Origin of the sequence: Brevundimonas sp., assembly GCF_965227765.1 — a bacterium.
In the GTDB taxonomy this organism is placed as follows: domain Bacteria; phylum Pseudomonadota; class Alphaproteobacteria; order Caulobacterales; family Caulobacteraceae; genus Brevundimonas.
The window spans coordinates 165,995-190,465 of sequence record NZ_OZ245778.1 but is presented as its reverse complement, the minus strand read 5'-3'; the positions used below and the strand labels follow the sequence as shown (position 1 = coordinate 190,465).

The following is a 24,471-nucleotide window of genomic DNA, read 5'->3' as shown; positions in this document are numbered from 1 at the left end:
GATGAGCGCGCACCACACCAAGATCGAATGGCTGCGCGGCGATCAGCCGTTCGTCGACAAGCGATACTCTCGCGCCCACGTCTGGACCTTCGACGGCGGGGCTGTCGTGCCGGGATCCTCGGCGCCGGAAAGCGTGCCCCTGCCGATGTCGGACGCCTCCGCCGTGGACCCGGAGGAGGCGATGGTGGCCTCCCTGTCCAGCTGTCACATGTTGTGGTTCCTGGCCTTCGCCGCCGGGGCCGGGCTGGTGGTCGATCGCTATGTGGACGAGGCATCCGGCGCCCTGGGCCGGGACGATGCCGGGCGGCGCTACATGAACCTTGTGACCCTCAGGCCGGTGACGACCTTCAGCGGTCGAACGCCGGACCAGGCCGAACTCGACGCCCTGCATCATCAGGCGCACGACCACTGCGAGATGGCCCATTCGGTCCGGGCCGAGATCGTGGTGGAAGCCCGCGTCGGCTGACCGCACGGGCTCTGCGCTCAAGCAGGGAGCCGCCGCGCGGCGAGCGATAGCGCTCTAAGCAAGGATGCGCTCAAGCAGAGAGCGACCGCGTCGCGAGCGATAGCGCTCTAAAGCAAGAACGCGCTCAAGCAGAGAGCGACCGCGTCGCGAGCGGTAGCGCTCTAAAGCAAGAATGCGCTCAAGCAGAGAGCGACCGCGTCGCGAGCGATAGCGCCCTAAACAGCTGCCGTATCTTCCAGCAGGGCCTTGAACCGGCGGATGGCCTCCAGCGTCAGTTCGGGATCGTGGCGCATGGGCGGGTTGTTGGTGGGTTCGTCGAAGCTGTGAGTGCCCTGGGCGACCCAGGTCTCGACCTCGGCGCCGCAGTTGCGGATCATGTCGTTGACGCGCTCGGCGTTGCGCACGGTGGTCAGGTGATCGCGAGAGGCGGTGACGGCCAGGGTCCTGGGGCAATGCCGCCACGGACGCATCCGGTTCAACGCCCACATGCCGACGTAGGGATAGGCCAGATAGGTCGCCTTGACCCCTTCCAGCGAGACGCCGCCGGGGTCGGCCAGACCGAGGGTGTTGGCGCGGCGCTCGGCGCTCATGGCCTCCATGATGCCCCAGCCGCCGTGGCTCCAGCCGGCCAGGGCGATGCGTGAGGCGTCCACATCGGGGCGTCTGGATATGCCGTCCAAGGTGGCCAGGATGTCGCCCGCCCGCTCGTCGCCGCGCAGCACCAGACCGGTGCAGACCGTGGTCAGGGCGAACAGCCGGCCCCAGCCGCGCGGGGCGTAGGAATCGACGATGACGGCGCGCCAGCCAGCCGCCTTGGCCGCCTCGGCGTATCTGGGCAGATGACCCCTCAGACCACCGCAGCCGTGGAACAGCAGGGCGGTCGGGCGGGGTCGGTCATCGGCGGGTCCGACGGTGATCGTGTGCGGCTCAAGCCGGTCCCAGCGTTGTTCAAGCGTATCCATCTCGTCTGTCGTAGCGCTCAAAGCCACGACAGACGAGAGGCGAATGCCGTCCTGAAAAGACTAGCTCAGGACGACGATGGCGACGCGGCGGTTCTGGGCGCGACCGTCGGCGGTGTTGTTCGGCGCGACCGGGGCTTCTTCACCATAGGAGATGGTGGCCATCCGGTTCAGGGCGATGCCCTGGACGCTGAGATAGCGGCGCACGGCCTCGGCGCGGGATTCGCCCAAGGCGTTGTTGTAGGCCTCGGGGCCGCTGGAATCCGTGTGGCCCTGGATTTCCAGATAGACGTTGCGGTTCTCGGCCTTCAGGCGCTGGACCAGTTCGGCCAGGCGCGCCTCGGCTTCCGGCGACAAGGTGTCGGCGTCGGCGGGGAATTTCACCGAGTCGTCGGACAGGACGACCTCATAAAGGAACTTGCCCTCGGCCAGTTTCTGGGCGGCGGTGGCGCGGGTCAGGGCCTCGCCCGCAGTTCCGGCGACTTCGGTGACCCGGGCGTCGGTGGCGTCCACCCGGCCGTCGACCACGGCCAGATTTTCACGCACGAACTTGTGGCTGGCGCAGGCGCTGGCGCTGAGGCCGGCCAGGGCGACGACGCTGACCACGGCCAGTTTGCGGGGGGAGAAATGGATCAAGGGGAAACTCCAATGCGGGCGTCCCGGGGGCGGACGCGCACATGACAGGTGCGAGGGGACTCAAGGCCTCGTCATGGCCGAGTTGAGGCGAGAATGGGTCGCCTCCGCCCCAGAATGGCCGCGAGGCGCCCGGAGGAGTGTGGGCATGACTGCGTCGCGCGTCCTGTTCGGATATCCATGAAGAGGCGTGAGAAGACGGCCTGTCTGGCTGCGATCCTAGCGGCGCACCTGGCCTTGCCACTGCTATTCGGGGGAGGCGAAGCGCCAAAGGATCTCTCGCCCGCCGTGCCGCCGGAGCCGATATTCGTCTCGCTGCGGCCGCCGCCTCCACCCCCGCCGGTCCCGTCACAAACCCCGACAGCCCAAAGCTCGGATGGGGGGGCGGCTGCGCCGGAGGTCGAAGTCCCGGAACCGGCCGCCGCCGCGCCTGCGCCGCCCATCAGGGTCCGGCCCGCGCGACCGACGACCCGCGTCGAGCCCCTGCCGATCGCTCCAACGCAGACCCCGACGCCGGTCCGAAATCCTACGCCGGCCCCGGATCCCGCGCCGACCGTCGCCCCCATGCCGGTCATCGGCTCAGGTCAGTTGGCAGGAGCCTTGCGGGCGGGCGATGGCGGGTCGGGATCCGGTGGGTCGGGCGACGGGTCCGGCGGCGGGACAGGCTCGGGCGCGGGCGGCAGTTGCGACATGATCGCCCGGTTGCAGCGGGCCCTGAGGGACGACGACGATATCCGCGCCGCCATCGCGGCCGTGCCCAACTCGGCCTCGGGCGCGGTTCTGGTCTGGAACGGCGACTGGATCCAGAGTCCCGGTCAGGCCGGCCGGGGCCTGGCTACGGTGCGCCAGGCCATCGCCGTCGAGGTGGCCTTTGCGCCGCCCATATGTCGGGCCGGCACGGTCAGCGGCCTGGCCCTGATCAGTCTCGGCGACGGGACGGGCGCCCCCAAACTGGTGTTGGGCAAGGGCTCATGGCGCTGGTCGGATCTGGTGTCGACGCGGCGGTGACTTGGAAGCGACCGCGTCGCGAGCGGTAGCGCTCTAAAGGGACGCCCGCGCAAGCAGCAAGGCTCCGCGTGACGAGCGTTAGCGACCCACAAGCAAGCCCGCGCTCAAGCAGCGAGCGACCGCGTCGCGAGCGTTAGCGCCCAAAGGGAACCCCCGCGCTCAAGCAGCGAGGCCCCGCGGGCCTCGCGTTAGCGCTCTTACGTATCAGTGCCGGAAGACCCGCACGCCGGTGAAGGCCATGGCCAGGCCGGCTTCGTCGGCGGCGGCGATGACCTCGGCGTCGCGCATGGAGCCGCCGGGCTGGATCACCGCCGTGGCGCCCGCAGCCGCCGCCTCGATCAGGCCGTCGGCGAAGGGGAAGAAGGCCTCTGACGCACAGGCGGAGCCCTGGGCGAGCGAATGGGCCAGACCCTTGGCCTCGCCGGCTTCCTTGGCGCGGATGGCGGCGATACGGGCCGAGTCGCGGCGGTTCATCTGGCCGGCGCCGATGCCCGCCGTCTGGCCGTCCTTGGCATAGACGATGGCGTTGGACTTGACGTGCTTGGCGATGGTGAAGGCGAACAGCATGTCCTGGATCTCGGTCGGCGTCGGCTGACGCTTGGTGACGATCTTCAGGTCCGAGGCCAGGATGCGCGAACGGTCGCGCGACTGGACCAGGAAGCCGCCCGCCACCGAGCGGAACACCTCGCCGGGGCCGAACGGATCGGGCAGGCCGTTGGTGATCAGCAGGCGCAGGTTCTTCTTGGCGGCGAAGACGGCCTTGGCCTCGTCGTCGGCGCCCGGCGCGATGACGACCTCGGTGAAGATCTCGGTGATGGCGCGGGCGTCTGCGCCGTTCAGCGGGCGGTTGACGGCGATGACGCCGCCGAAGGCCGAGACCGCATCGCATTCCAGGGCGCGGGCGTAGGCCTCGGAGAGGTCCTTGCCGACCGCCACGCCGCAGGGGTTGGCGTGCTTGACGATGACGCAGGCGGGCTGCTCGAACTCGGCGACGAGCTCATAGGCGGCGTCGGCGTCGGCGATGTTGTTGTAGCCCAGTTCCTTGCCCTGGATCTGGGTCGCATAGGCGACGCCGGGGCGGGCTTCGCCGGTGCGATAGAAGGCACCGGTCTGGTGCGGGTTCTCGCCATAACGCAGGGTCTGGGCCAGGGCGCCGGCAATGGACTTGCGGGCCGGGGCGGTGTCTTCCAGCTGAGCGGCGAACCAGCCCGAGACGGCGGCGTCATAGGCGGCGGTGCGGGCGAAGGCGCGGGCGGCCAGTGACTTGCGCAGGACCAGGGACGTCGATCCGTCAGCCTTCAGGGCCTCGACGATCAAGCCGATGGAGGGGCCGTCGACGGCGACGGCGACATAGCCGTGGTTCTTGGAGCCCGAGCGGATCATGGCCGGGCCGCCAATGTCGATGTTCTCGATCACGGCGTCGAAACCGGCGCCCGAGGCCACGGTGGATTCAAACGGATAGAGGTCGATCCAGACGATATCGATCGGGCCGATGCCATGTTCGTCCATGGCCGCCTTGTGCTCGGCCGCGTCGCGCACGCCCAAGAGGCCGCCGTGGACCACGGGGTGCAGGGTCTTGACCCGGCCGTCCATCATCTCGGGGAAGCCGGTCAGGTCGGCGACGTCCTTCACCGGCAGGCCGAACCCGGCGATGGCGGCGCGGGTGCCGCCGGTCGAGACCAGCTCGACGCCCGCCTCATGCATCGCGCGCGCTGCGTCCTCCAGCCCGGCCTTGTCCGACAGCGAAATCAGGGCGCGGACGGGCTTCACCCGGTCAGGGGCGGCGGGGAAGTCGGGAGCTGCGGGCATGGCGAGTCCTTGGGGGTCGATCCGGTCGGGGAGAAGGATGGGCGCGCGTTTAGCATCGCTCGGCGTACACGTCTCCTCCTGCGTACACGTCGCCTCCTATGGGATCGCCGGACCCCGAAGGCGGAAGGGCAGCCACGTCAGGAATGCGCCGATGAGCAGCAGCAGGCTTCTCCACATCGTCTGAAATGTCTGGCCCGGGTCGATGCCGTCGAGCGCCCAGATCGGGTTTGTGACTTCCCACAGAAGAAGCGCCCAGGCCGACGCGGCGATCACGGCGAGGATGCGGGTTCTCACTCGCCCTTCGGCGAGCACGCTGACCCACCAGATGAGAACGGCCAGCGACAAGAGCCCCGCCGTCAGCACCGCCAGAATAACAGCGCCGATCATCATCGTCTTGGCTCCCTAGGCCGGATCGCCCGCCGCGCCGGCGGGGCTGAGCTTCCAGCGGATCTTGGTTTCGGCGTCGGTGCGGGCCGAGCCGCGCACCACGACCTGCAGCGAGCGCCGGGTCTGGCCGTCGTCGACGTGAACGGAGGGCTCGATGGCCACGTCGGGGCCGTCGGTGCGGAACCACCAGCCGCGGCCTGAATGACCACGTAACAGGATCGAGCGACGGTCACGGGCCAGCGACGCCTGTACGCCCGGCTCCAGATGGAAGCGGACGGCATAGGGAGCGGCGATGGCGCGGACGACATCGTTGCTGAAGGCGGCAGGGTGCAGCCGTTCCTCGGCGCGCAGCTCATCCAGGCGCTGATCCAGATAGAGGCGGCGCTGGTGCAGCAGGCCATAGGTTCCGACCCAGCCGTCGTGCTCCATCTCCAGCCAGACGGCGCCGTCAGCCTCGCGGTGTTCGACGTTGATATGCAAGGCACGGCCGATCAGGCGCGGGCCGAGCAGTTCGCCCATCTTGCCGCCCAGCGGCTCGCCCAGAGACTGTTCACCCAGGGTCAGGGTCGAGTGGGCGGGGGTCAGGCGCAGGGCCTGGCGATCCGCGGCGCGTGGTGTCCAGCCGCAGCCGGTGATGAGCCGGTCGCGGCCGCAGGCGATCTCCAGCGCCAGGGGCTGGGCGCAGGCTGACGCCCCCCAGGCGCCGTGGGCGGGCGGGGCCACGTCCGCCATGATGGTCAGAAGGCCGCTGCCGATGCGCCGGATGCCGCCGACCAGGCCGCTGGCCTCGCCGCCATGGGGAGCGGCGGCCGGTGCGTCATCGTCATGGGCGCGGGCGGCGGCGACCACGGCCGGGTCGCGCGGACCTCCGCCCTGGAAACTGGCCAGTCGTCCATCCGGCAGGGTCAGGACGCGCAGCGCCGTGGTCAGCCGACCGATGGCCTCTTCCACCGCCAGCGGCGTCGGTTCGGACAGTTGCGACAAGGCGTCGTCCAAGGTCAGCAGGTCGAGCAGCAGCTCGAGAGCCGCCTCGGGGCTGCGGCTGTGATGGCCGCCGTCGGCGCCGACTGTGATCTTGAGCGCACCGGCCAGGCGGCCCAGGGCGATGTTTCTCAACCGCGCGCCGGGCGGCCCAGCCAGAACGCATCCCGCGACGGCGGCGGCGATCAGCCGCTCGGCGCGACCCGCCAGTCCGCCTGGCGGGCGCAGCAGCTGGCGGCCCTGACGCGCCAGGGTGTCGGCCAGCCTCAGCCGTTCGGCCTCGGTGGCGACGGCCCCCATGCGACGGGCGGCGCACGACAGGTTCAGCACCCGCCGCGACAGAATCTCGGGACCCCAGGCGAAGGGCGACCAGCGGCTGAAATGATCGGCCCAGGCCAGGGTCAGGCGCAGAGCCTCGCGCGCCCCGGCATCGCCCTGGTGCATTAGGTCGGGCAGCCAGGCGAAGGCGTGCAGATCGACGGCGAAGGCGCGGGTCGGGCTTGGCCGGTCCCAGGGGTCGAAGCCGGAAGCGCCGGCGCCTGAACCGTCGGGCGTCTCGTCGTCGCCTTCCAGAGTGGCGCCCGCAAGGTTGAACCGCCCGCTCAGCAGGGCCTTGCCCCGCGCCGCGTCCACAGGCCGGAAATCGCGCGGCGAGGTGGCCAGGGTGGTGGCCGCACCGCCCGACAACAGCCCGCCCAGGGTCGCGCCATAGCCGGGCAGGCCATAGAGCTCGATCCAGATCTGGCGCGTCAGCAATCGGCCGGCCACGGCGGGCCACAGGGCGGGGCCGCCGGAGGGACCGCCGGAGCGGACCGGGGTGCGGACCGGGGCGCCGCGCAGGCCGGGGATGGCCCCCGGCGCGGGCGCATCCGCATCGGAGGAACGCGGCGCGAAGGGTCCGATCGGGTTCAAGCGGCTCAGGCCTTGAGGGCTGCGATATTGGCGGCGTAGGCGTCGGGTCCGCCCCGGAAGACGGCGGTCCCGGCGACCAGAGCGTCAGCCCCCGCGGCGACGCAGGCGGCGGCGTTGGCGGCGGTGACCCCGCCATCCACCTGCAGGTGGGCCTTGGATCCCACGGCGTCGAGCATGGCGCGGGCCGTCTCGATCTTGCGGTAGGACGACTCGATGAAGGACTGGCCGCCAAAGCCCGGGTTGACCGACATGATCAGGACCAGGTCGACCAGCTCGACCACGTCGGCCAGCAGGTGCAGGGGGGTGCCGGGGTTGAAGACCACGCCGGCCTTGGCGCCCAGCTGGCGAATGCGGCCCAGGGTACGGTGCAGGTGCGGGCCGCTTTCGGGATGGACCGTCAGGATGTCGGCGCCCGCCTCCCGGTAGGCCTCCAGCCAGGGATCGACCGGCGCGACCATCAGGTGGACGTCGAACGGCAGCTTGGTGTGCGAACGCAGCGCCTTCACCACGTCGGGGCCGATGGTGATGTTGGGCACGAAATGGCCGTCCATGACATCGACATGGACCCAGTCGGCGCCCGCCGCCTCGATGGCGGCGACCTCCTGGCCGAGTTTGGCGAAATCGCTGGCGAGGATGGATGGGCAGATCAGGGGCGCGGTCATGACGACGGGATAAGGCGGCTCGGCGGCAGGAGCAAGGCATCCTTGTTTGGGCCTTGCGTGGCAAGGCGCGCTACCGCTCGCGCCGCGGGCGCTCGCTGCTTGAGCGCGTTCCTTTTGAAGAAGGGCGCTACCGCTTGCGCTGCGGAGCTCACTGCTTGAGCGCCTGCTCCCGCAACGGTTGACGCGGGCGACGCGGTGGGCCAGCCAGAGGCATGGTCGCAGTCGAGCCCGTCCAGACCCCTCCCGAACGCCCGCGCGCGCTGGCGCCCCTTGACCATCCGGTGTTCCGCGCCGTGTGGATCATGAGCCTGGTGACCAATTTCGGGGGGTTGATCCAGTCGGTCGGCGCCTCGTGGATGATGTCTTCCATCGCCTCGGCCCAGATGGTGGCCCTGGTCCAGGCCTCGGTTAGCCTGCCGATCATGCTGCTGTCCCTGTTGGCCGGCGCCCTGGCCGACACGGTGGACCGGCGCAAGATGATGCTGGCGGCCCAGGGCTTCATGCTCAGCGTCTCCGTGGTCCTGGCGGGGGTGACGGCCATGGGCTGGATCTCGCCCTGGCTCTTGTTGACCTTCACCTTCCTGATCGGCTGCGGCACGGCCTTCAACGGCCCGGCCTGGCAGGCGTCTGTCGGCGACATGGTGCCCAGAAAGGATCTGGCGGGGGCCGTGACCCTGAACTCCATGGGCTTCAACCTGGCCCGCAGCGTGGGGCCGGCCATCGGCGGCCTGATCGTGGCGGCGGCGGGCGCGGCGGCGGCCTTCGCCGTCAATGCGGTCAGCTATGTCGGCCTGATCGTCGTCATCTTCCGCTGGAAGCCCGAACGCCCGCCCCAGACCCTGGCCCGCGAAGGCGTATTCCACGCCATGGGCGCCGGCCTGCGCTACGCCGCCATGTCGCCCCGCCTCTATTCCGTTCTGCTGCGCGCGGTGCTCTTCGGCGTGGGGGCCAGCGCGCTTCAGGCCCTGATGCCCCTGGTCGCGCGCGAAAGTCTGAACGGCGGCGGGCCGTTCGTGTTCGGCCTGTTGCTGGGCGCCTTCGGCATGGGGGCGGTCGGCGGAGCCGTGCTGTCCAGCCGCTTGAGGGCCCGGTTCGAGACCGAGCCCATGGTCCGCGTCACCTGCCTGATCTTCGGGGTCTCCGCCCTGGTCGTCGGCCTCAGCCCCTGGCTGGCCCTGACCCTGCCGGCCCTGCTGGCGGGGGGCGCGGCCTGGGTCCTGACGCTGTCGACCTTCAATGTCACGGTGCAGATGTCGGTGCCGCGCTGGGTCGTGGCCCGCGCCCTGGCCATCTATCAGATGTGCGCCTTTGGCGGCATGGCCGTAGGGGCCTGGCTCTGGGGCTCGGTGGCCGAGGGGCAGGGGGTGACGACGGCCCTGTGCGTGTCGGCGGGGGTGCTGGGCGCCTGCGCCCTGGCCGGATGGAAACTGCCCCTGCCGGCCGCCGACGACCTGAACCTGGACCCGCTCAGCCGCTGGACCGAACCCCAGATCGCCGTGGCCATCGAACCCCGCAGCGGGCCGGTGGTGATCGAGATCGAATATGTGATCGACGAGACGGACATCCCCGCCTTCCTGGCCGCCATGGCCGAGCGTCGGCGCATCCGAAGACGAGATGGGGCGCGGCACTGGACCCTGGCGCGCGACCTGGGCGATCCCCGGCTGTGGATCGAGCGCTATCATACGGCGACCTGGACCGACTATGTCCGCCACAACCAGCGCATTACCCACGACGACGCCGAGATCACCGAGGCGATCCGGAGGCTGCACCGGGGCGAGCGGCCGCGGGTCCACCGGATGATCGAACGGTCCACCTCGGCCGTCGCCGACCATCCCGACCTGCGCGAGATGCCCGAGCCGATGACGGACGCCACGCGGGCGTCCTGACGGCCTTGGTCGGCGCTAGCGCTTCTTCAGGCCGCCCAGAATGCCGCGCAGCAGTTCGCGTGTGATGGTCGAGCCGGCTGTCCGCAACACAGATTTCGTCAGGGCCTCCATCGGCGTCTGGCGGGTGGATTTGCGCGGGGCAGGGGCCGGCCTTGGCGCCGCCCGTTCGCGAGGCGCAGGAGCCTGTTCGCGGGTCTGTTCGCGGGTCGGGGCGCGCGCAGGCTTGGACGGCTCAGCCTCCGCCTCGATGGCCGCGCGGCGGGCGGCCAGGACTTCTTCGGCGGATTCGCGGTCGATGGCGGTGTCATAGACGCCGCTCACCGGGCTGGCGGCCATGACGGCGGCGCGCTCGGCGTCGGTGGCGGGGCCCAAACGGCTATTGGGCGGTCGGATCAGGGTGCGCTGGACGATATTGGGCGCGCCCTTCTCGTCGAGCGTCGAGACCAGGGCCTCGCCGGTGCCCAGGGCCTGGATCGCCTCGGCGGTGTCGAAGGCGGGATTGACGCGAAAGCTCTGCGACGCCGCCTTCAGGCCGCGCTGGTCGGACGGGGTATAGGCGCGAAGCGCATGCTGGATGCGATTGCCCAACTGGGCCAGGACGCTGTCGGGGATGTCGGCCGGGTTCTGGGTGATGAAATAGACGCCGACGCCCTTGGAGCGGATCAGGCGCACCACCTGCTCGACCTTTTCCAGCAGAGGCTTGGGCGCGTCCTTGAACAGGAGGTGGGCCTCGTCGAAGAAGAAGACCAGCTTGGGTTTCTCCGGGTCGCCGATCTCGGGCAGCTGCTCGAACAGCTCGGACATCAGCCACAGCAGGAATGCGCCGTACAGGCGCGGGCTGTTCATCAGCCGGGTGGAATCCAGCACATTGACCTGGCCGCGACCGTCCAGCGAGGTCCGCATCATGTCGGTCAGCCGCAGGGCGGGCTCGCCGAAGAAGGCGTCGCCCCCGTCCTGTTCCAGTTGCAGCAGGGCGCGCTGGATCGAGGCGATGGAAGACGGGGCGACATTGCCGACCTCGCGGCCGATCCGGGCCGCGTTTTCGGACACATAGACCAGCATGGAGCGCAGGTCGTCGAGGTCCAGCAGCAGCAGCCCCTCCTTGTCGGCGACGTGGAAGGCGACGGTCAGGACGCCCTCCTGCACCTCGTTGAGGTCCAGCATCCGCGCCATCAGCAGCGGCCCGATCTCGGACACGGTGGCGCGGACCGGGTGGCCCTTCTGGCCGTACAGATCCCAGAACACGGTCGGCGCGGCCTTGGGCTCCAGCGTCAGGCCCATGCCCTCGGCGCGGGCGATCAGTTTCTCGTTGGGGGCGCCGACCTGGCTGATGCCCGACAGGTCGCCCTTCACGTCGGCGCAGAAGACCGGAACCCCTGCGTCGGAAAACCCCTGGGCCAGGATCTGCAGCGTCACCGTCTTGCCCGTGCCGGTGGCGCCGGCGATCACGCCGTGCCGGTTCGCCCGCTGCCACAGCAGGATTTCGGGCTTTTCCGATTGGCCGAGGAACAGGCCGGCTGTGGTGTCGGGCATGGGGTTCTCCGTGATCTGCAAGGCTTAGCGCAGCCATTGCGGCCGTAAAAGCGTTGGCGGTCCTGAACAGAGCCATTCTCCGTTTGACGCGGTCCTGTCCGCCATCGAAGGTCTGCGTATGAAACCGCCTATCGCCGTCGCCACCCCGACCGTCGCCCGCAACGCCCTGGTGCTGATCGCCGTGGTCGCCACGGCGGCGGCGCTGGTCTGGCTGGCCGACATCCTGACGCCTCTGGCCATGGCCATCTTCCTCATGATCGTCATCGACGGGGTGAAGCGGTTCATCGAGGAAAAGACGCCCCTGCCGCATCGCTGGGCCGGGATCGCCTCCCTGGTGGTGGTGGTGCTGATCTTTGCCGGGTCCATCTGGATCATCGTCAACGGAGCCGCCGGATTCTTTGGCCAGGCGTCGGGCGTGTCGTCCAACATCGGCCCGCGCATCGACCAGATCCTGAAGGACGGATCCGGCCTGTTCGGCATCGCCGAGCCCCCGACCATGCAGGACCTGATAAACGGCATCGACCTTCGCGGCTATCTGACCTCCGCGGCGGTTCAGGCCCAGGGCGTGGCCTCGGGCGCCTTCTTCGTGCTGGTCTATCTGGGCTTCCTGCTGGCGTCGCAGGGCGGTTTCCGCCGCAAGCTGGTGTCCATGTTCCCCGAACGCCTGCAGCGGGCCGAGGCGATGGAGGTGTTCCAGCGCGTGCGCGGCGGGGTCGAGGGCTATATCTGGGTCCAGTCGGTGACCGGGGTGATGATCTGTATCGTGGCCTGGATCCTCATGAAGGCCGTGGGTCTGCAGAACGCCGAGTTCTGGACCTTCGTCATCTTCGTGGTCGGCTTCATCCCGGTGCTGGGCGGGGCCGTGGCCGGCCTGGCGCCCCCGCTGTTCGCCCTGGTCCAATTCCCCACCTACTGGCAGGCCATCGTGCTGCTGATCGGATTGCAGTCGGTGCTGTTCGTGGTCGGCAACATGATCCAACCCCGAATGCAGGGGGACAATCAGAATATCGACCCCGTGGCGGTGCTGCTGTCGCTGGCCCTGTTCGGCAAGATGTGGGGCGTGGTTGGGATGTTCCTGTCGACCCCCCTGGCGGTCATGGCCATGGCCATCCTGGCCGAGTTCAAGGGGTCGATGTGGATGGCGGTGCTGCTGTCGGGCGACGGCGCCCCCTACGCAGGAGAGGACGACAAGCCTGCGCCCGCGCCCAAGAAATCCCGCGCCAGGGTGTCGCGGGCGAAACCGGACGATGGCTGAGTTTGGAGGGCCTCATTCGAAAAGGGCGGCCAAGGGGTCTTGAAGCCGTCTGACGAAGACCCATCTGGGGTTCTGGACGACGCGGCCTCCCTCCCCCTCCTGGCCGTGACGATCCCCGGGGCTGGCGCTTTCTCCCCCCTCCAGCGCCGCCCTGAAAAGCAGGCCGTCGGACCCCCCGTCCGGCGGCCTTGTTTTTTGCCTGAAGGCGATCGGCGGCCGAGCCCGACGGGCGCCGCATCGATGTCGCAGCGACTATCTTATCAATGATAACTCAACTTCAGCGGCAGAATCCGGGTCCGAGCTTGCGTTTGGCGCTTTCAGTCCGCGTCGGCGGGGCCTAATCACCCAGGCATTGATAAGGCCCGCCTTAGGCCTAGTGTGGCGGGTCAAACCGGCGGCCCACCGGCCGCGCCTCAAGAGACCTGTCCATGTCCGGCGAAACGCGCACCATCCCTCAGGCGATCACCCTGGAGGCGCTGGGCCGCGAATTTTCCAAGGGGCTCGGCCGCCCCAACGCGGCCGAGCTGGACGCGATGGAACAGGCCTATCTGCGTCAGGCGTTCGAGGACTTCGCCGCCGACGAAACGCCTGAACTGGGCGCCGAGGATGTGGGTGCCCTTCTGGCCCGTGTCTGGCTGTCGGCCGAGATCCGCAGGCCAGGCGAGGCGCCGCGTATCGAGGTGCAGACCCTGACCACCGCCGATGGGCGGCCCAGCGGCTATGACGTGATCTCCATCATTCAGGACGACCGGCCGTTCCTGGTCGACAGCGTCATGGGCGAATTGGCCGAAGGCGGCGTTTCCGTCCGGTCCCTGTTCCACCCCCTGGTCCCGCTTGAATGGCTGGGCGAGGGACGGCGCAAGGCCTCGGACGGTCAGGGCGACGGATATCGCGAGTCCATGATCGTCGTCGTCGTCGATCCCCTGCCGACGGAGCGTCGCGCCGCCCTGGTCGAGGGCCTGACCCAGGCCCTGGCCGACGTGCACGCTGCCGTCGCCGACCACGCCGCCATGTCGGCCCTGATGCAGAAATCGGTCGATCATCTGGAAGCCTGTCCCGGCGGCATCGATCCGGAACTGGTCGCCGAGGACCTGGCCTTCCTGCGCTGGCTCAACGACGACCATTTCGTCTTCCTGGGCGCGCGCGACTACGACTATCCGCGCTCCGCCGACGGCGGTTATCAGGCCGAAGCGCCCCTGAGCCAGTCGGGAGAGGGTGTCGGCGTGCTGCGCGACGCCGAACGCACGGTCCTGCGCCGCTCGTCCGAGCCCGCGGTGCTGACGGCCCAGATCAAGCGGCAGATGGACCTGTCGGATCCGGTCACCGTGGCCAAGGCCAACCTGCGCAGCCGGGTCCACCGCCGCGCCTATATGGACTACATCGGGGTCAAGCGTTACGGCGCAGACGGCCGCCCCTCGGGCGAGACCCGCTATGTCGGCCTGTTCACGTCGGAGGCCTATGACCGCGCCGCCAGCCAGGTGCCGCTGGTCCGGCGCAAGGTCGCCAATGTCCTGGCCCGCGCCGCCAAGGCCCCCGGCAGCCACAACGAAAAGCGGCTGCGCAACATCCTCGAGAACTACCCACGCGACGAGCTGTTCCAGATCTCCGAGGACGAGTTGCTCGACATCTCCCAGGGCATTCTTCACTTGTTCGACCGGCCCCGGATCAAGATCTTCACCCGCAAGGATCCGTTCGACCGCTTCGTCTCGGTCCTGACCTATATCCCGCGCGAGCGGTTCGACGCCGCCGTGCGCGAACGGATAGGTCAGATCCTGGCCCGCGCCTGGGGCGGCCGCATCTCGGCCTTCTATACCCAGCTGTCGGACGCGCCGCTGGTCCGCATCCACTATGTGCTGGGCGTCACGCCTGGCGATCACCCGACGCCGGACCTGATCGCGCTGGAGGCCGCCGTCGCCGAGGCGGGCCGCAGCTGGGTCGACCGGTTCGAGAGCGCCCTGCGTCTGGGCGGTGTCGACGAATCCGAGATCGGCGCCCTGAGCGCAACCTGGGCCGAGGCGTTCGGCGCCGGCTATCGCGCCCGCTATGACGCCGCAGAGGCGGTCGAGGACCTGTTGCAGATCGACCGGCTGAACGCCTCCGGCCAGTCGGACGGGGCCAGCGAACCTGTCGCGGTCCGGGCCTTCCGCGCCCTGGGCGACGGGGCGTTGCAGCTTCGTTTCAAACTCTATCGTCGCGGCGCAGCCGTGCCCTTGTCGGATGTCCTGCCGATCCTGGCCGACATGGGGCTGAAAACGCTGGAAGAGTTCGGGCACGCCCTGCATCCGGCCAACGGCGACGGGGCGGAGATCCATGTCCACGAATTCCTGTTGGAGGATCCGCGCGGCGAGGCCTTGAGCTTCGCCGATGTGAAGGACCCGTTCGAGGCCGCCTTCGCCGCCGTCTGGAGCGGGCGCACCGAAAGCGACGGCTTCAACCGCCTGGTGATCGAACTGGGCGTCGACTGGCGTGAGGCGGCCCTGATCCGCACCCTGGCCCGCTATCGCCAGCAGACTGGCCTGGACCCGTCCCAGGCGGTTCAGGAAGAGGCGCTGCGGGATTATCCCGGCGTCGCGCGCGGCCTGCTGGCCCTGTTCGCCACCCGGTTCGATCCGGCGACCGGAGCGGCGGAAGACGCTCGGGGCGAGGCCGCCCAGGCGCAACTCGCCATCATCATCGACCAGCTTCAGGCGGTGAAGAGCCTGGACCATGACAAGGCCCTGCGTCGCCTGGCCCTGCTGATCATGGCGATCAAGCGGACCAACTATTACCAGATCGCCGCCGACGGCCTGCCCAAGCCCTACATCTCGATCAAGATCGCCTCGCGCGAGCTGGACGATCTGCCCCTGCCCAAGCCCTTCCGCGAGATCTTCGTCTGGGCGCCGCATATCGAGGGGGTTCACCTGCGTTTCGGTCCCGTGGCGCGGGGCGGCCTGCGCTGGTCCGACCGCCGCGACGACTTCCGCACCGAGGTGCTGGGTCTGGTCAAGGCGCAGCAGGTCAAGAACGCCGTCATCGTGCCGGTCGGCTCCAAGGGCGGCTTCTTCCCGAAAAACCTGGCGGGCCTGGTCCGCGCCGGCGCCGATCGGGATGCGCAACAGGCCGAGGCCATCCGCGCCTACAAGACCTTCCTGTCGGGCCTGCTCGACATCACCGACAACATCGGTTCCGACGGCGGCGTGATCCGGCCCGCCAATGTCGTCGCGGTCGGAGAGGGCGACGATCCCTATCTGGTCGTGGCGGCCGACAAGGGCACGGCCAGCTTCTCGGACATCGCTAACGGCGTGTCGGCCGACTATGGCTTCTGGCTGGGCGACGCCTTCGCCTCGGGCGGGTCGATCGGCTATGACCACAAGGGCATGGGCATCACGGCGCGCGGCGCCTGGGAAGCGGTCAAGCGCCACTTCCGCGAGCTGGGCAAGGACATCCAGACCGAACCCTTCACCGTGGTCGGCGTCGGCGACATGTCCGGCGACGTGTTCGGCAACGGCATCCTGCTGTCCAAGGCGGTCAAGCTGGTCGCCGCCTTCGACCACCGCGACATCTTCATCGACCCGACGCCGGAGCCGGCCTCCAGCTGGATCGAGCGCAAGCGGCTGTTCGATCTGCCGCGGTCGTCCTGGCAGGACTATGACGCGGCCCTGATCTCCAAGGGCGGCGGCGTCTTCTCGCGCTCGGCCAAGTCGATCACCCTGACGCCGGAAATCAAGGCGGCGCTCGACGTCGCCGACGACGTGATGGACCCCGTCAGCCTGATCCGCGCCATCCTCAAGGCGCCGACGGAACTGCTCTATCTGGGCGGCATCGGCACCTATGTGAAATCGGCCGCCGAGACCGACGCCCAGGTCGGCGACAAGGGCACCGACGCCCTGCGGATCAACGCCGACGAGCTACGGGTCAAGGTGGTGGGCGAGGGCGCGAACCTTGGCTTCACGCAGGCGGGCCGGATCGCCTTCGGTCAGCTGGGCGGGCGCATCAACACCGACGCCATCGACAACTCCGCTGGCGTGGATACCTCGGACCACGAGGTCAACATCAAGATCCTGGTCGGGTCGGCCGTGACCGATGGGGTGCTGCCGGCTTCGGAGCGCGCCGCGCTGCTGGCCTCGATGACCGATGAGGTCGGGTTGAAGGTGCTGGCCCACAACTACGATCAGACCCTGGCTCTGACGCTGCAACAGGCGGACGGGGTTGGCGGCCTGGACGCCCAGCAGGGCTTCATGCAGGCGCTGTCGGCGCGTGGCAAACTGGACCGCAAGGTCGAGGGTCTGCCCAACGACGCTCGCATCGCCGAGATGAAGACGGCGGGCACGCCGATGACCCGGCCCGAACTGGCTGTGCTTATGGCCTACGCCAAGCTGGAACTGGCCGACGAGATCGTTGATTCAGCCGCGCCCGAGGATCCCTTCTTCGAAGAGACCCTGGTCCGCTATTTCCCGCAGGCCCTGGCCCGGTTCGAAGGTCAGATGCAGGGTCACCGCCTGCGCCGCGAGATCGTCGCCACCGTCCTGTGCAACGAAATCGTCAACATGACCGGCCCCAGCTTCCCCGACCGCCTGCGCGCGGCGGCGGAGTGCGACACGACCGCCATGGTCCTAGCCTTCGAGGCGGCCCGAAGGGTCTTCCGCCTGGACGAGGCCTGGGACGCCGTGTCGGGCCTGGACCTCAAGATTTCGGCTGAGGCCCAGACCGCGCTGTACCGCGAAATCGCCACCGTCCTGCGTCGCCAGACCTTCTGGCTGGCGCGCCGGGCGATGCGGGACGGGGCCAGCGTCAAGGGGTTGATCGACCTGTATCGTCCCGCCGCCGACGCCCTTCGCGCGGACGAGGGCAGCGTGCTGTCGCGCTTCGAACAAGGCCGGTTGCAGGCGCGTGTCGACGGCTTCGTCGCCGACGGCGCGCCCAAGGCCCTGGCCCGCACCGTGGCCCTGATGCGGCCCCTGGTGGCGACGACGGACATCGGCGACCTGGCCGCCGAGCTGGGCTGGGCGCCCTCGCCGATGGCGCGCCTGTATCACCAGGTCGGCGCGGCCTTCGACTTCGACCGGCTGCGCGCCGCCGCCGGGTCGGTCCCGTCTGTCGATCATTTCGACAGGCTGGCGGTGCGCCGTCTGATCGAGGATCTGATGATGGAACAGGTCGCCCTGACCCGCGCCGTCGCCCGCTCGACCGACGCCTCTGTCGGCGCCAGCGAGGAGACGGCCGAGGCCGCAGTCGACGCCTGGATCGGCTCGCGCCAGGCGGCGGTCGAGGCTGTTCGCGCCTCGGTGGACGAGATCGAGGCCTCCGGGTCAGGCTGGACCTTCGCCAAGCTGACCATCGCCAATGGCGCGATCCGGTCCATGGTCACGGCGATCTAGAGAGGGCAGGGGGAAGCGAATGCCGCGCAAGTTCCTGGTCGTCGTCGACGACAGTCCCGAGTTCGACGCGGCCCTGCGCTATGCCGCTCGCCGCGCCCGCTCGACCGGCGGGCGGGTGGTGTTGCTGCGGGTCCTGCCTGACAGCACCGACGAGCACTGGTCGGGCGTGCGTGAGGAAATCCAGCGCCAGCAGCGGGCCGAGGCGGAAACGCTTCTGTCGCGGCTGGGAGAGGAGGCCAACCAGCGTTCGGGCGGCCAGCCGGTCTTCCTGATCGAGACCGGCGAACCCCTGGACGCCATTCGCAAGGTCGTCGGCGAGGACCCGGACATCAAGATCCTGGTGCTGGCCTCGGCCGGCGGCGGCAAGGCGGGGCCTTTGGTCTCGGCCTTCCTCAAACAGGGCGCGGCCCTTACCGGCCGGAAACTGCCCGTGACCATCGTTCCGGGCGAACTGACGGACAAGGAAATCGAAGACCTCGCATAGTTAGTTGGGTCGCTTCGCGACGCGCTAACGCTCGGCTCGCGGAGCCTCGCTGCTTGAGCGCATTCTTGTTTTAGGGCGCTAAGGCTCGGCTCGCGGAGCCTCGCTGCTTGAGCGCGAAGGGAAGCGTGAAGGAAGCAGGGTTGCGTATGCGGCCTTTCCGCACCGTCGAGAGAGGCAGGGGCGCGCCGCTCTTGAACCTTCGACCGCGCGGGCGCATCTGCACTCCATGTTCATCCAGACCGAACCCACGCCCAATCCGAACGTGCTGAAGTTCCTGCCGGGGCGAGATGTCGCGCCGGACGGCGTGCGCGAGTTCCTGACGATCGACCAGGCGACGGCCTCGCCCCTGGCTGAGGCCCTGTTCCAGCTGGAGGATGTGGCCGGCGTTTTCCTGGGCGCCGACTATGTCTCGGTGACCAAGGCCGCGCACGGCCTGGACTGGTCGGACATGAAGGCCCCGATCCTGACCGTCATCATGGACCACTACGCCTCGGGCGCCGCCATGCTGCGCGACGTCGAGGCGGAGGCCGACACCTCCGAGGATTCCGAAGTCGTCGCCGAGATCAAGGCCCTGCTCGACAGCCGGGTCCGCCCGGCCGTGGCCCAGGACGGGGGCGACATCCTGTTCGACGCCTTTGATGAAGAGACCGGGGTCCTGTCCCTGCGCATGCGCGGCGCCTGCGCCGGCTGCCCCTCGTCGTCCGCCACCCTCAAATCCGGGGTGGAGCAGATGATGAAACACTATGTCCCCGAAGTGACCCGGGTCGAACAGGTGATCTGAACCCGCAGGCGCCGTTTCACTGAAACGGTTTCGCTGGTTTCGCCTCTCTATCTGCGCCATCTTCCACCCATGCCCCGTTTCGAACAGGACAGCGATGTGCGCGCTCTTGGCGAGGCGCTGGGAGCCTTGCGCCGGGATCGCGGTCTGAGCCAGGCCGAGGCGGGCGCCCGCGTGGCCATGACCAGTCAGGGTTGGGGCCTGTATGAATCCGGCAAACGGCCTGGCCTGTTTCGTCCCGACGTGCAGCGTCGGCTGACCGCTGCGCTGGACGCCTCGCCCGAGGATCTCGCCCTGGCCGCCGCGCGGGCGCAGGACGGGGGGCTGGGCCCGGCCTCTTCGACGGGCGTCGAGAGTGGCGCGAGAGCGTGGATCGCGAACCCGAAGACCTCTGGTGCGTCACGGTCCGAAGTCGAGCGGCTGCAGCTGTCGAATGATGATCTGGCCCCTTGGGCTGTGTCGGGCGTGGTGCTGGAGTTCGATGCAGGCCGCTGGCCGCGCCGAGACCAGGGCTGTGTCGTCGACAGGAACGACGGCGTGCGGCTGGTGCGGATCTACGAGCGCGCCGATTCCGAGCGTCTGTACGTGCGCGGAGGACCGCAGGGACTGAGCGTCGAGACGGCTCTGGCGCGCGCGGATGTGGCCCGCGTCGCTGCGGTCATCGGGCGGCTGGAATGAAAATGAAACAAAATAGTTGTTATCGCGCGAGTTTCATGAAACTTTCGGTTGCAGGATCAACCGAGAGCGATGTCGCCTATGCCCAGAACGCTCGCGCCCAGTGCGATTGGCAGTCCGGGGTCGTCCGCAGCGTTTGCGAAAACCAGGGCGCCAGGCGACATCGACGCCTTTGTAGGCTCGCGCATCGCCATGCGCCGCGTCGCCTTGGGCCTGTCGCAGACCGCGCTGGGCGAACGTCTGGGTGTCAGCTTCCAGCAGGTGCAGAAGTACGAACAGGGCGCAAATCGGGTCTCGGCCTCTCGGCTGCATGCGATCTCGGGCGTGCTTGGCGCCTGCGTCGCCGACTTCTTTCCGCAACGGCCCGCCGTATCGCCGGCGCACGATCCGGACGAGATGATCGACCTGCGCCTGTTGAGCGCCAGCGCCGAGGGCCGGATCGTGGCCCGTGGATTTCCCCGGATCGCCAGTCGCGAGTTGCGTCAGGCGCTGGCCTGCATCGTTCAGAGCTTGGTCGCAGTGGACTGAGGGGGCGCGGCGCCACCACTGTGGGCCGAGTTGAGCCATGAGAGTTCTGGTGATCGATACGGCCCTGGGGGCCTGCACGACGGCTGTGTATGAGGCGGACCGATGTCTGGCCGTGCGATCCGATCCTATGGCCAAGGGACATCAGGAGCGGCTGGGCGGCCTGGTGCGCGCCGTGGCGGACGAGGCCGGGGGCTTTGGCGACATAGACCGGATCGGCGTCACCGTGGGGCCTGGCTCCTTCACCGGTCTTCGTGTCGGCCTGGCCTTCGCCCAGGGCCTGGGCGCGGCCCTTGGGCGGCCGGTGGTGGGAATCTCTACCCTGGCGGCCCTGGCCTGGTCGCCGGAGGGCGGAGGGGCGACGGCGGCGGTGATCGATGCCCGGCGCGGACAGGTCTATATCCAGACCTTCTCGGACGGCGCCGCGACCCGCGAGCCTGAAGCCCTGTCGATCCTCGATGCGGGCGCCCTGTTGGCCCAGGCCAACGCGGGTTGGCGCTTGGTCGGTTCGGGCGCGGCCCTGGTCCAGCCGGATGGCGAAGGGAATGCGGGCGCCGAGCCCTATGCGGCGCACAATCCGACGGCGGCGGGTCTGGCGGCCCTGACCATCGCTGCCGATCCTGCGACGGCCTTGCCGCGCCCCCTCTATCTGCGCGCGCCCGATGCGACGCCGCCGACGCGGCTGCCGGGACAGGCCAGGACGAAACCTGCGACCGCCGTCGATCCTGCCCATCCATGACGCCCGAGACCATGGCCCAGGTCCATGCCGAGGCCTTCGCCGCGCCCTGGACCGCCCAGGCGTTTGCCGACCTGTTGGCGCAGGCCGGTGTGTTCGTCCTCGGCGACGACGACGGCTTCGTCCTGATTCGCGTGGTTCTGGACGAGGCCGAGGTGCTGACCCTGGCCGTCCGGCCCACGGCGCGGCGTCGCGGCCTGGGCGCAGCCCTGACACGGGCGGCGGCGTCGGCGGCCGGATCCCTGGGCGCCGAACGCCTGTTTCTGGAGGTGGCCGAGGACAATGTCGCGGCGCGCAACCTGTACGAAAACATCGGCTTTGCGACCGTCGGGCGCCGCCCAGGATACTATGCCGCACCGGATGGGGGCCGGGTTGACGCGATCCTGATGAGCCTTGGCCCGCTTGAGATTGTTCTCGGGCTTCCCACGGCGTGACGACATCCCTATCGTATCCGCCCATGGACCGTATCGAACGACTTTGCGCCGAACGCGGCATGCGTATGACCGAGCAGCGGCGCGTGATCGCTCGCGTGCTGTCGAACGCCGAGGATCACCCCGACGTCGAGGAGCTGTATCGCCGCGCCTCGGCGATCGATCCGCACATCTCGATCGCCACCGTCTATCGCACCGTGCGCCTGTTCGAAGAGGCGGGCGTGGTCGAGAAGCATGACTTCGGCGACGGCCGCAGCCGCTATGAAGAAGCGGGGGACGACCATCACGACCACCTGATCGACACCCGCACCGGCGAGGTCATCGAGTTCTTCGACGCCGAGATCGAGCGACTGAAGACCGAGATCGCCGAACGGCTGGGCTTCGAACTGGTCGGCCACAAGCTGGAACTGTACGGCAAGGCGATCGAGGGGGCTCAACCCTCGGACCGCGAAGGCCTGATGTTCAAGCGTCACGCCGCCCGCGTCGACCCGGACAGTGTCGCCTGACAACTTGCATGGGCGGCCGGTCGGCCCGCCGGTTCGTGCACAGGTCTGCGCGCTCAAGTAGCGCCCAGCGCGCTAGCGGCCTAATATGTCTTCCATGACCGAGACCCTGCTCGCCCAGCCGGAAGCTGACGACCGCGCGCCTGCAAAGCGCCTGTTCATCAAGACCTACGGCTGTCAGATGAACGTCTATGACAGCGAGCGCATGGCCGACGTGCTGCGCCCGCTGGGCTACGCCACGACCGACACGGCCGAGAGCGCTGACTTCGTCATCCTGAACACCTGCCATATCCGCGAGAAGGCGGCCGAGAAGGTCTATTCCGAACTCGGCAAGCTGAGGGAGATGAAGGACAAGAGGGCGGCGGCTGGGGCCGGTTCGATGACCATCGCCGTGGCCGGCTGCGTGGCCCAGGCCGAGGGCGAGGAGATCATGCGCCGCCAGCCCGCCGTCGATCTGGTCGTCGGTCCCCAGGCCTATCACCAACTGCCCGAGCTTCTGACCCGTACGGCGCGGGCACGGGGCGAGCGGATCGGCGCCGACTTCGCCCCCAATGCCAAGTTCGACGCCCTGAGCGCCGAGGGGGCGGCGGCGCGCGGCGTCGACGGACCCACCGCCTTCCTCACGGTGCAGGAGGGTTGCGACAAGTTCTGCACCTTCTGCGTCGTGCCCTATACGCGCGGGGCCGAATGGTCGCGCCCGGCCGCCGACGTCCTGGCCGAGGCGCGCGGGCTGGCGGCCAAGGGGGTGCGCGAGCTGACCCTGCTGGGCCAGAATGTGAACGCCTATGACGGGCAGGCCGTCTCGGGCGAGGGCGTCTGGAGCCTGGCCCAGCTGGCGCGCGCCCTGGCCGAGATCCCCGGCATCGCCCGCATCCGCTATACGACCAGCCACCCCAACGACATGACCGAGGACCTGATCGCCGCCCACGGAGACGGCCCCGATCGTATCGACGCCCTGATGCCCTATCTGCATCTGCCGGTGCAGTCGGGGTCTGACCGGATCCTGCGGCTGATGAACCGAAAGCATGGGCGCCAGGCCTATATCGACCTGATCGCCCGCATCCGCGCGGCGCGGCCGGACCTCGCCCTGTCCGGCGATTTCATCGTCGGCTTCCCCGGCGAGACGGACAGGGATTTCGAGGACACGCTCGATCTGGTGCGCCAGGTCCATTACGCCTCGGCCTTCTCCTTCATGTATTCGCCGCGTCCGGGCACGCCCGCCTCCGGCATGGGGGCTCAGGTGCCCGACGCCGTGGCGCGCGAGCGGCTGCATCGCCTCCAGGCCCTGCTGTTCGAACAGCAGACCGCCTTCAACGCCTCCCAGGCGGGCAAGGTGATGAACGTCCTGTTCGAGAAAAAGGGCCGTTACGGGCGTCAGGCCATCGGTCGTTCGCCCTATCTGCAATCGGTCCATGTCGAGGACGCGGATCATCTGATCGGCCAGATCGTTCCGGTCGAGATCCTCGATGGTCAGCAAAACAGTTTGAAAGGTCGCCTGATTGGCGCGTGAATCCGAATTCCTCTCCCTCGAAGACAGCGCCCTGCGCGCCGTCATCGGCCCGAACAGCCGCCACGTCGCCCTGATCGAGGACGCCTTCAAGGTGCTGATCGAGGCCCCTGGCGGCGGGGTGTCGATCAATGGCGGGGCGCGCGACCGCGCCAACGCCAAGCAGGTCATCGAGACCCTGGCCGGGCGGGTGTCCAAGAAGGCCGACGTCAACGAGGCCGACGTCCGCGCCGCCATCGGCCTGGCCCGGACCGGGGTCAGCGGCGGCGGTCGGCGTGTCGATCCCATGGCCCTGCCCATCGGCAAGCGGGGCGCCATCGTGCCCAAGACCGACGCCCAGGCCCGCTATCTCGACATCCTGGCCAACCATGAACTGAGCTTCGGCGTCGGCCCGGCGGGGACGGGCAAGACCTTCCTGGCCGCGGCCTACGGCGCCTCTTTGCTGCGGCGCGGACAGGTGGACCGGCTGGTCATCACCCGCCCGGCGGTCGAGGCGGGCGAGAAGCTGGGCTTTTTGCCCGGCGACCTGAACGAAAAGGTAGATCCCTATCTGGCGCCCATCTGGGAGGCCCTGAACGACATCCTGGGGGCCGAGGACGTGCAGCGTCGGCGCGACAAGGGCGAGATCGAGGCCGCCCCCATCGCCTTCATGCGCGGCCGCACCCTAAGCCACGCCTTCGTCATCGTTGACGAGGCCCAGAACACGTCGCGGCTGCAGATGAAGATGGTCCTGACCCGTCTGGGCGAGGGCGCGCGCATGGTCGTGACCGGCGACCCGTCGCAGATCGACCTGCTCAATCCGCGCGACAGCGGCCTGGCCCATGCGCTTCGCATCCTGCGCGGGGTCAAGGGCGTGGGCGTGCTGGAGTTCGAGGCCCAGGACGTTGTGCGCCACGCCATGGTCGAGCGGATCGTGCGCGCCTATGACGCCGACGCGGCGGGCAATCGTCCCAAGGCCGACCTCGAAGACCCGGCGGCCTAGAG

General features: G+C 69.0%; 21 protein-coding genes. 14 read left to right on the top strand and 7 right to left on the bottom strand.

Annotated elements, in window-relative coordinates; translation table 11 throughout:
* Position 1: 1 nt before the first annotated feature.
* The gene (locus tag ACO05L_RS00885; RefSeq protein ID WP_421730299.1) at positions 2 to 466 is read left to right on the top strand and encodes an OsmC family protein; all 465 of its coding nucleotides are present in this window, start codon (positions 2 to 4) and stop codon (positions 464 to 466) included.
* A 215-nt stretch (positions 467 to 681) separates the two neighbouring features.
* Here the strand turns inward: ACO05L_RS00885 and ACO05L_RS00880 are convergent, their stop codons facing one another.
* Positions 682 to 1,428 carry a dienelactone hydrolase family protein gene (locus tag ACO05L_RS00880; RefSeq protein ID WP_421730298.1) on the bottom strand — a complete coding sequence of 249 codons (747 nt, stop codon included), beginning with the start codon at positions 1,426 to 1,428 and terminating at the stop codon, positions 682 to 684.
* A gap of 60 nt (positions 1,429 to 1,488) precedes the next feature.
* Positions 1,489 to 2,058, bottom strand: coding sequence for an OmpA family protein (locus tag ACO05L_RS00875; RefSeq protein ID WP_421731713.1), 570 nt, complete (start codon positions 2,056 to 2,058; stop codon positions 1,489 to 1,491).
* Positions 2,059 to 2,658: 600 nt separating this feature from the next.
* Between ACO05L_RS00875 and ACO05L_RS00870 the strand changes: the two genes are divergently transcribed.
* Positions 2,659 to 3,066: a hypothetical protein gene (locus tag ACO05L_RS00870; protein ID WP_421730297.1), complete on the top strand. Its 408-nt coding sequence runs from the start codon at positions 2,659 to 2,661 to the stop codon at positions 3,064 to 3,066.
* 204 nt (positions 3,067 to 3,270) lie between these two features.
* Here ACO05L_RS00870 and purH read toward each other — a convergent pair whose 3' ends face one another.
* From purH to rpe, 4 genes are all read right to left on the bottom strand, one after another.
* A complete protein-coding gene (purH, locus tag ACO05L_RS00865) occupies positions 3,271 to 4,875 on the bottom strand; it encodes a bifunctional phosphoribosylaminoimidazolecarboxamide formyltransferase/IMP cyclohydrolase (protein ID WP_421730296.1) in 1,605 nt (534 codons plus the stop codon).
* A gap of 96 nt (positions 4,876 to 4,971) precedes the next feature.
* On the bottom strand, positions 4,972 to 5,265 hold the full coding sequence (locus tag ACO05L_RS00860) for a hypothetical protein (protein WP_421730295.1): 294 nt from the start codon (positions 5,263 to 5,265) through the stop codon (positions 4,972 to 4,974).
* Positions 5,266 to 5,277: 12 nt separating this feature from the next.
* Positions 5,278 to 7,155: a heparinase II/III family protein gene (locus ACO05L_RS00855; RefSeq protein WP_421730294.1), complete on the bottom strand. Its 1,878-nt coding sequence runs from the start codon at positions 7,153 to 7,155 to the stop codon at positions 5,278 to 5,280.
* Between the two features lie 5 nt (positions 7,156 to 7,160).
* A complete protein-coding gene (gene rpe / locus ACO05L_RS00850) occupies positions 7,161 to 7,817 on the bottom strand; it encodes a ribulose-phosphate 3-epimerase (protein ID WP_421730293.1) in 657 nt (218 codons plus the stop codon).
* Between the two features lie 212 nt (positions 7,818 to 8,029).
* Between rpe and ACO05L_RS00845 the strand changes: the two genes are divergently transcribed.
* Positions 8,030 to 9,703 carry an MFS transporter gene (locus ACO05L_RS00845; protein ID WP_421730292.1) on the top strand — a complete coding sequence of 558 codons (1,674 nt, stop codon included), beginning with the start codon at positions 8,030 to 8,032 and terminating at the stop codon, positions 9,701 to 9,703.
* 15 nt (positions 9,704 to 9,718) lie between these two features.
* Here the strand turns inward: ACO05L_RS00845 and ACO05L_RS00840 are convergent, their stop codons facing one another.
* Positions 9,719 to 11,236 (bottom strand): helicase HerA-like domain-containing protein, encoded by a 1,518-nt coding sequence (locus ACO05L_RS00840; RefSeq protein WP_421730291.1) that lies wholly within the window; start codon positions 11,234 to 11,236, stop codon positions 9,719 to 9,721.
* Positions 11,237 to 11,354: 118 nt separating this feature from the next.
* On the opposite strand from ACO05L_RS00840, the gene ACO05L_RS00835 reads away from it, so the two are divergent.
* From ACO05L_RS00835 to ACO05L_RS00785, 11 genes are all read left to right on the top strand, one after another.
* The gene (locus ACO05L_RS00835; protein ID WP_421730290.1) at positions 11,355 to 12,491 is read left to right on the top strand and encodes an AI-2E family transporter; all 1,137 of its coding nucleotides are present in this window, start codon (positions 11,355 to 11,357) and stop codon (positions 12,489 to 12,491) included.
* Between the two features lie 428 nt (positions 12,492 to 12,919).
* A complete protein-coding gene (locus tag ACO05L_RS00830) occupies positions 12,920 to 17,848 on the top strand; it encodes an NAD-glutamate dehydrogenase (protein WP_421730289.1) in 4,929 nt (1,642 codons plus the stop codon).
* A gap of 19 nt (positions 17,849 to 17,867) precedes the next feature.
* Positions 17,868 to 18,332 carry a universal stress protein gene (locus ACO05L_RS00825; protein WP_421730288.1) on the top strand — a complete coding sequence of 155 codons (465 nt, stop codon included), beginning with the start codon at positions 17,868 to 17,870 and terminating at the stop codon, positions 18,330 to 18,332.
* 226 nt (positions 18,333 to 18,558) lie between these two features.
* Positions 18,559 to 19,113 (top strand): NifU family protein, encoded by a 555-nt coding sequence (locus tag ACO05L_RS00820; RefSeq protein WP_421730287.1) that lies wholly within the window; start codon positions 18,559 to 18,561, stop codon positions 19,111 to 19,113.
* 69 nt (positions 19,114 to 19,182) lie between these two features.
* Positions 19,183 to 19,788 carry a helix-turn-helix domain-containing protein gene (locus ACO05L_RS00815; RefSeq protein ID WP_421730286.1) on the top strand — a complete coding sequence of 202 codons (606 nt, stop codon included), beginning with the start codon at positions 19,183 to 19,185 and terminating at the stop codon, positions 19,786 to 19,788.
* Positions 19,789 to 19,977: 189 nt separating this feature from the next.
* Positions 19,978 to 20,313 (top strand): helix-turn-helix domain-containing protein, encoded by a 336-nt coding sequence (locus ACO05L_RS00810; protein ID WP_421730285.1) that lies wholly within the window; start codon positions 19,978 to 19,980, stop codon positions 20,311 to 20,313.
* A gap of 37 nt (positions 20,314 to 20,350) precedes the next feature.
* Complete coding sequence (tsaB, locus tag ACO05L_RS00805; RefSeq protein ID WP_421730284.1) at positions 20,351 to 21,049, top strand: tRNA (adenosine(37)-N6)-threonylcarbamoyltransferase complex dimerization subunit type 1 TsaB; 699 nt, start codon at positions 20,351 to 20,353, stop codon at positions 21,047 to 21,049.
* Positions 21,046 to 21,480 (top strand): ribosomal protein S18-alanine N-acetyltransferase, encoded by a 435-nt coding sequence (gene rimI, locus ACO05L_RS00800; protein ID WP_421730283.1) that lies wholly within the window; start codon positions 21,046 to 21,048, stop codon positions 21,478 to 21,480. Before tsaB ends, rimI begins: the two co-directional genes overlap by 4 nt.
* A 23-nt stretch (positions 21,481 to 21,503) precedes the next feature.
* Complete coding sequence (locus ACO05L_RS00795) at positions 21,504 to 21,983, top strand: Fur family transcriptional regulator (protein WP_421730282.1); 480 nt, start codon at positions 21,504 to 21,506, stop codon at positions 21,981 to 21,983.
* A 94-nt stretch (positions 21,984 to 22,077) separates the two neighbouring features.
* The gene (miaB, locus tag ACO05L_RS00790; protein ID WP_421730281.1) at positions 22,078 to 23,490 is read left to right on the top strand and encodes a tRNA (N6-isopentenyl adenosine(37)-C2)-methylthiotransferase MiaB; all 1,413 of its coding nucleotides are present in this window, start codon (positions 22,078 to 22,080) and stop codon (positions 23,488 to 23,490) included.
* A complete protein-coding gene (locus tag ACO05L_RS00785) occupies positions 23,480 to 24,469 on the top strand; it encodes a PhoH family protein (RefSeq protein ID WP_421730280.1) in 990 nt (329 codons plus the stop codon). Before miaB ends, ACO05L_RS00785 begins: the two co-directional genes overlap by 11 nt.
* Positions 24,470 to 24,471: the final 2 nt, after the last annotated feature.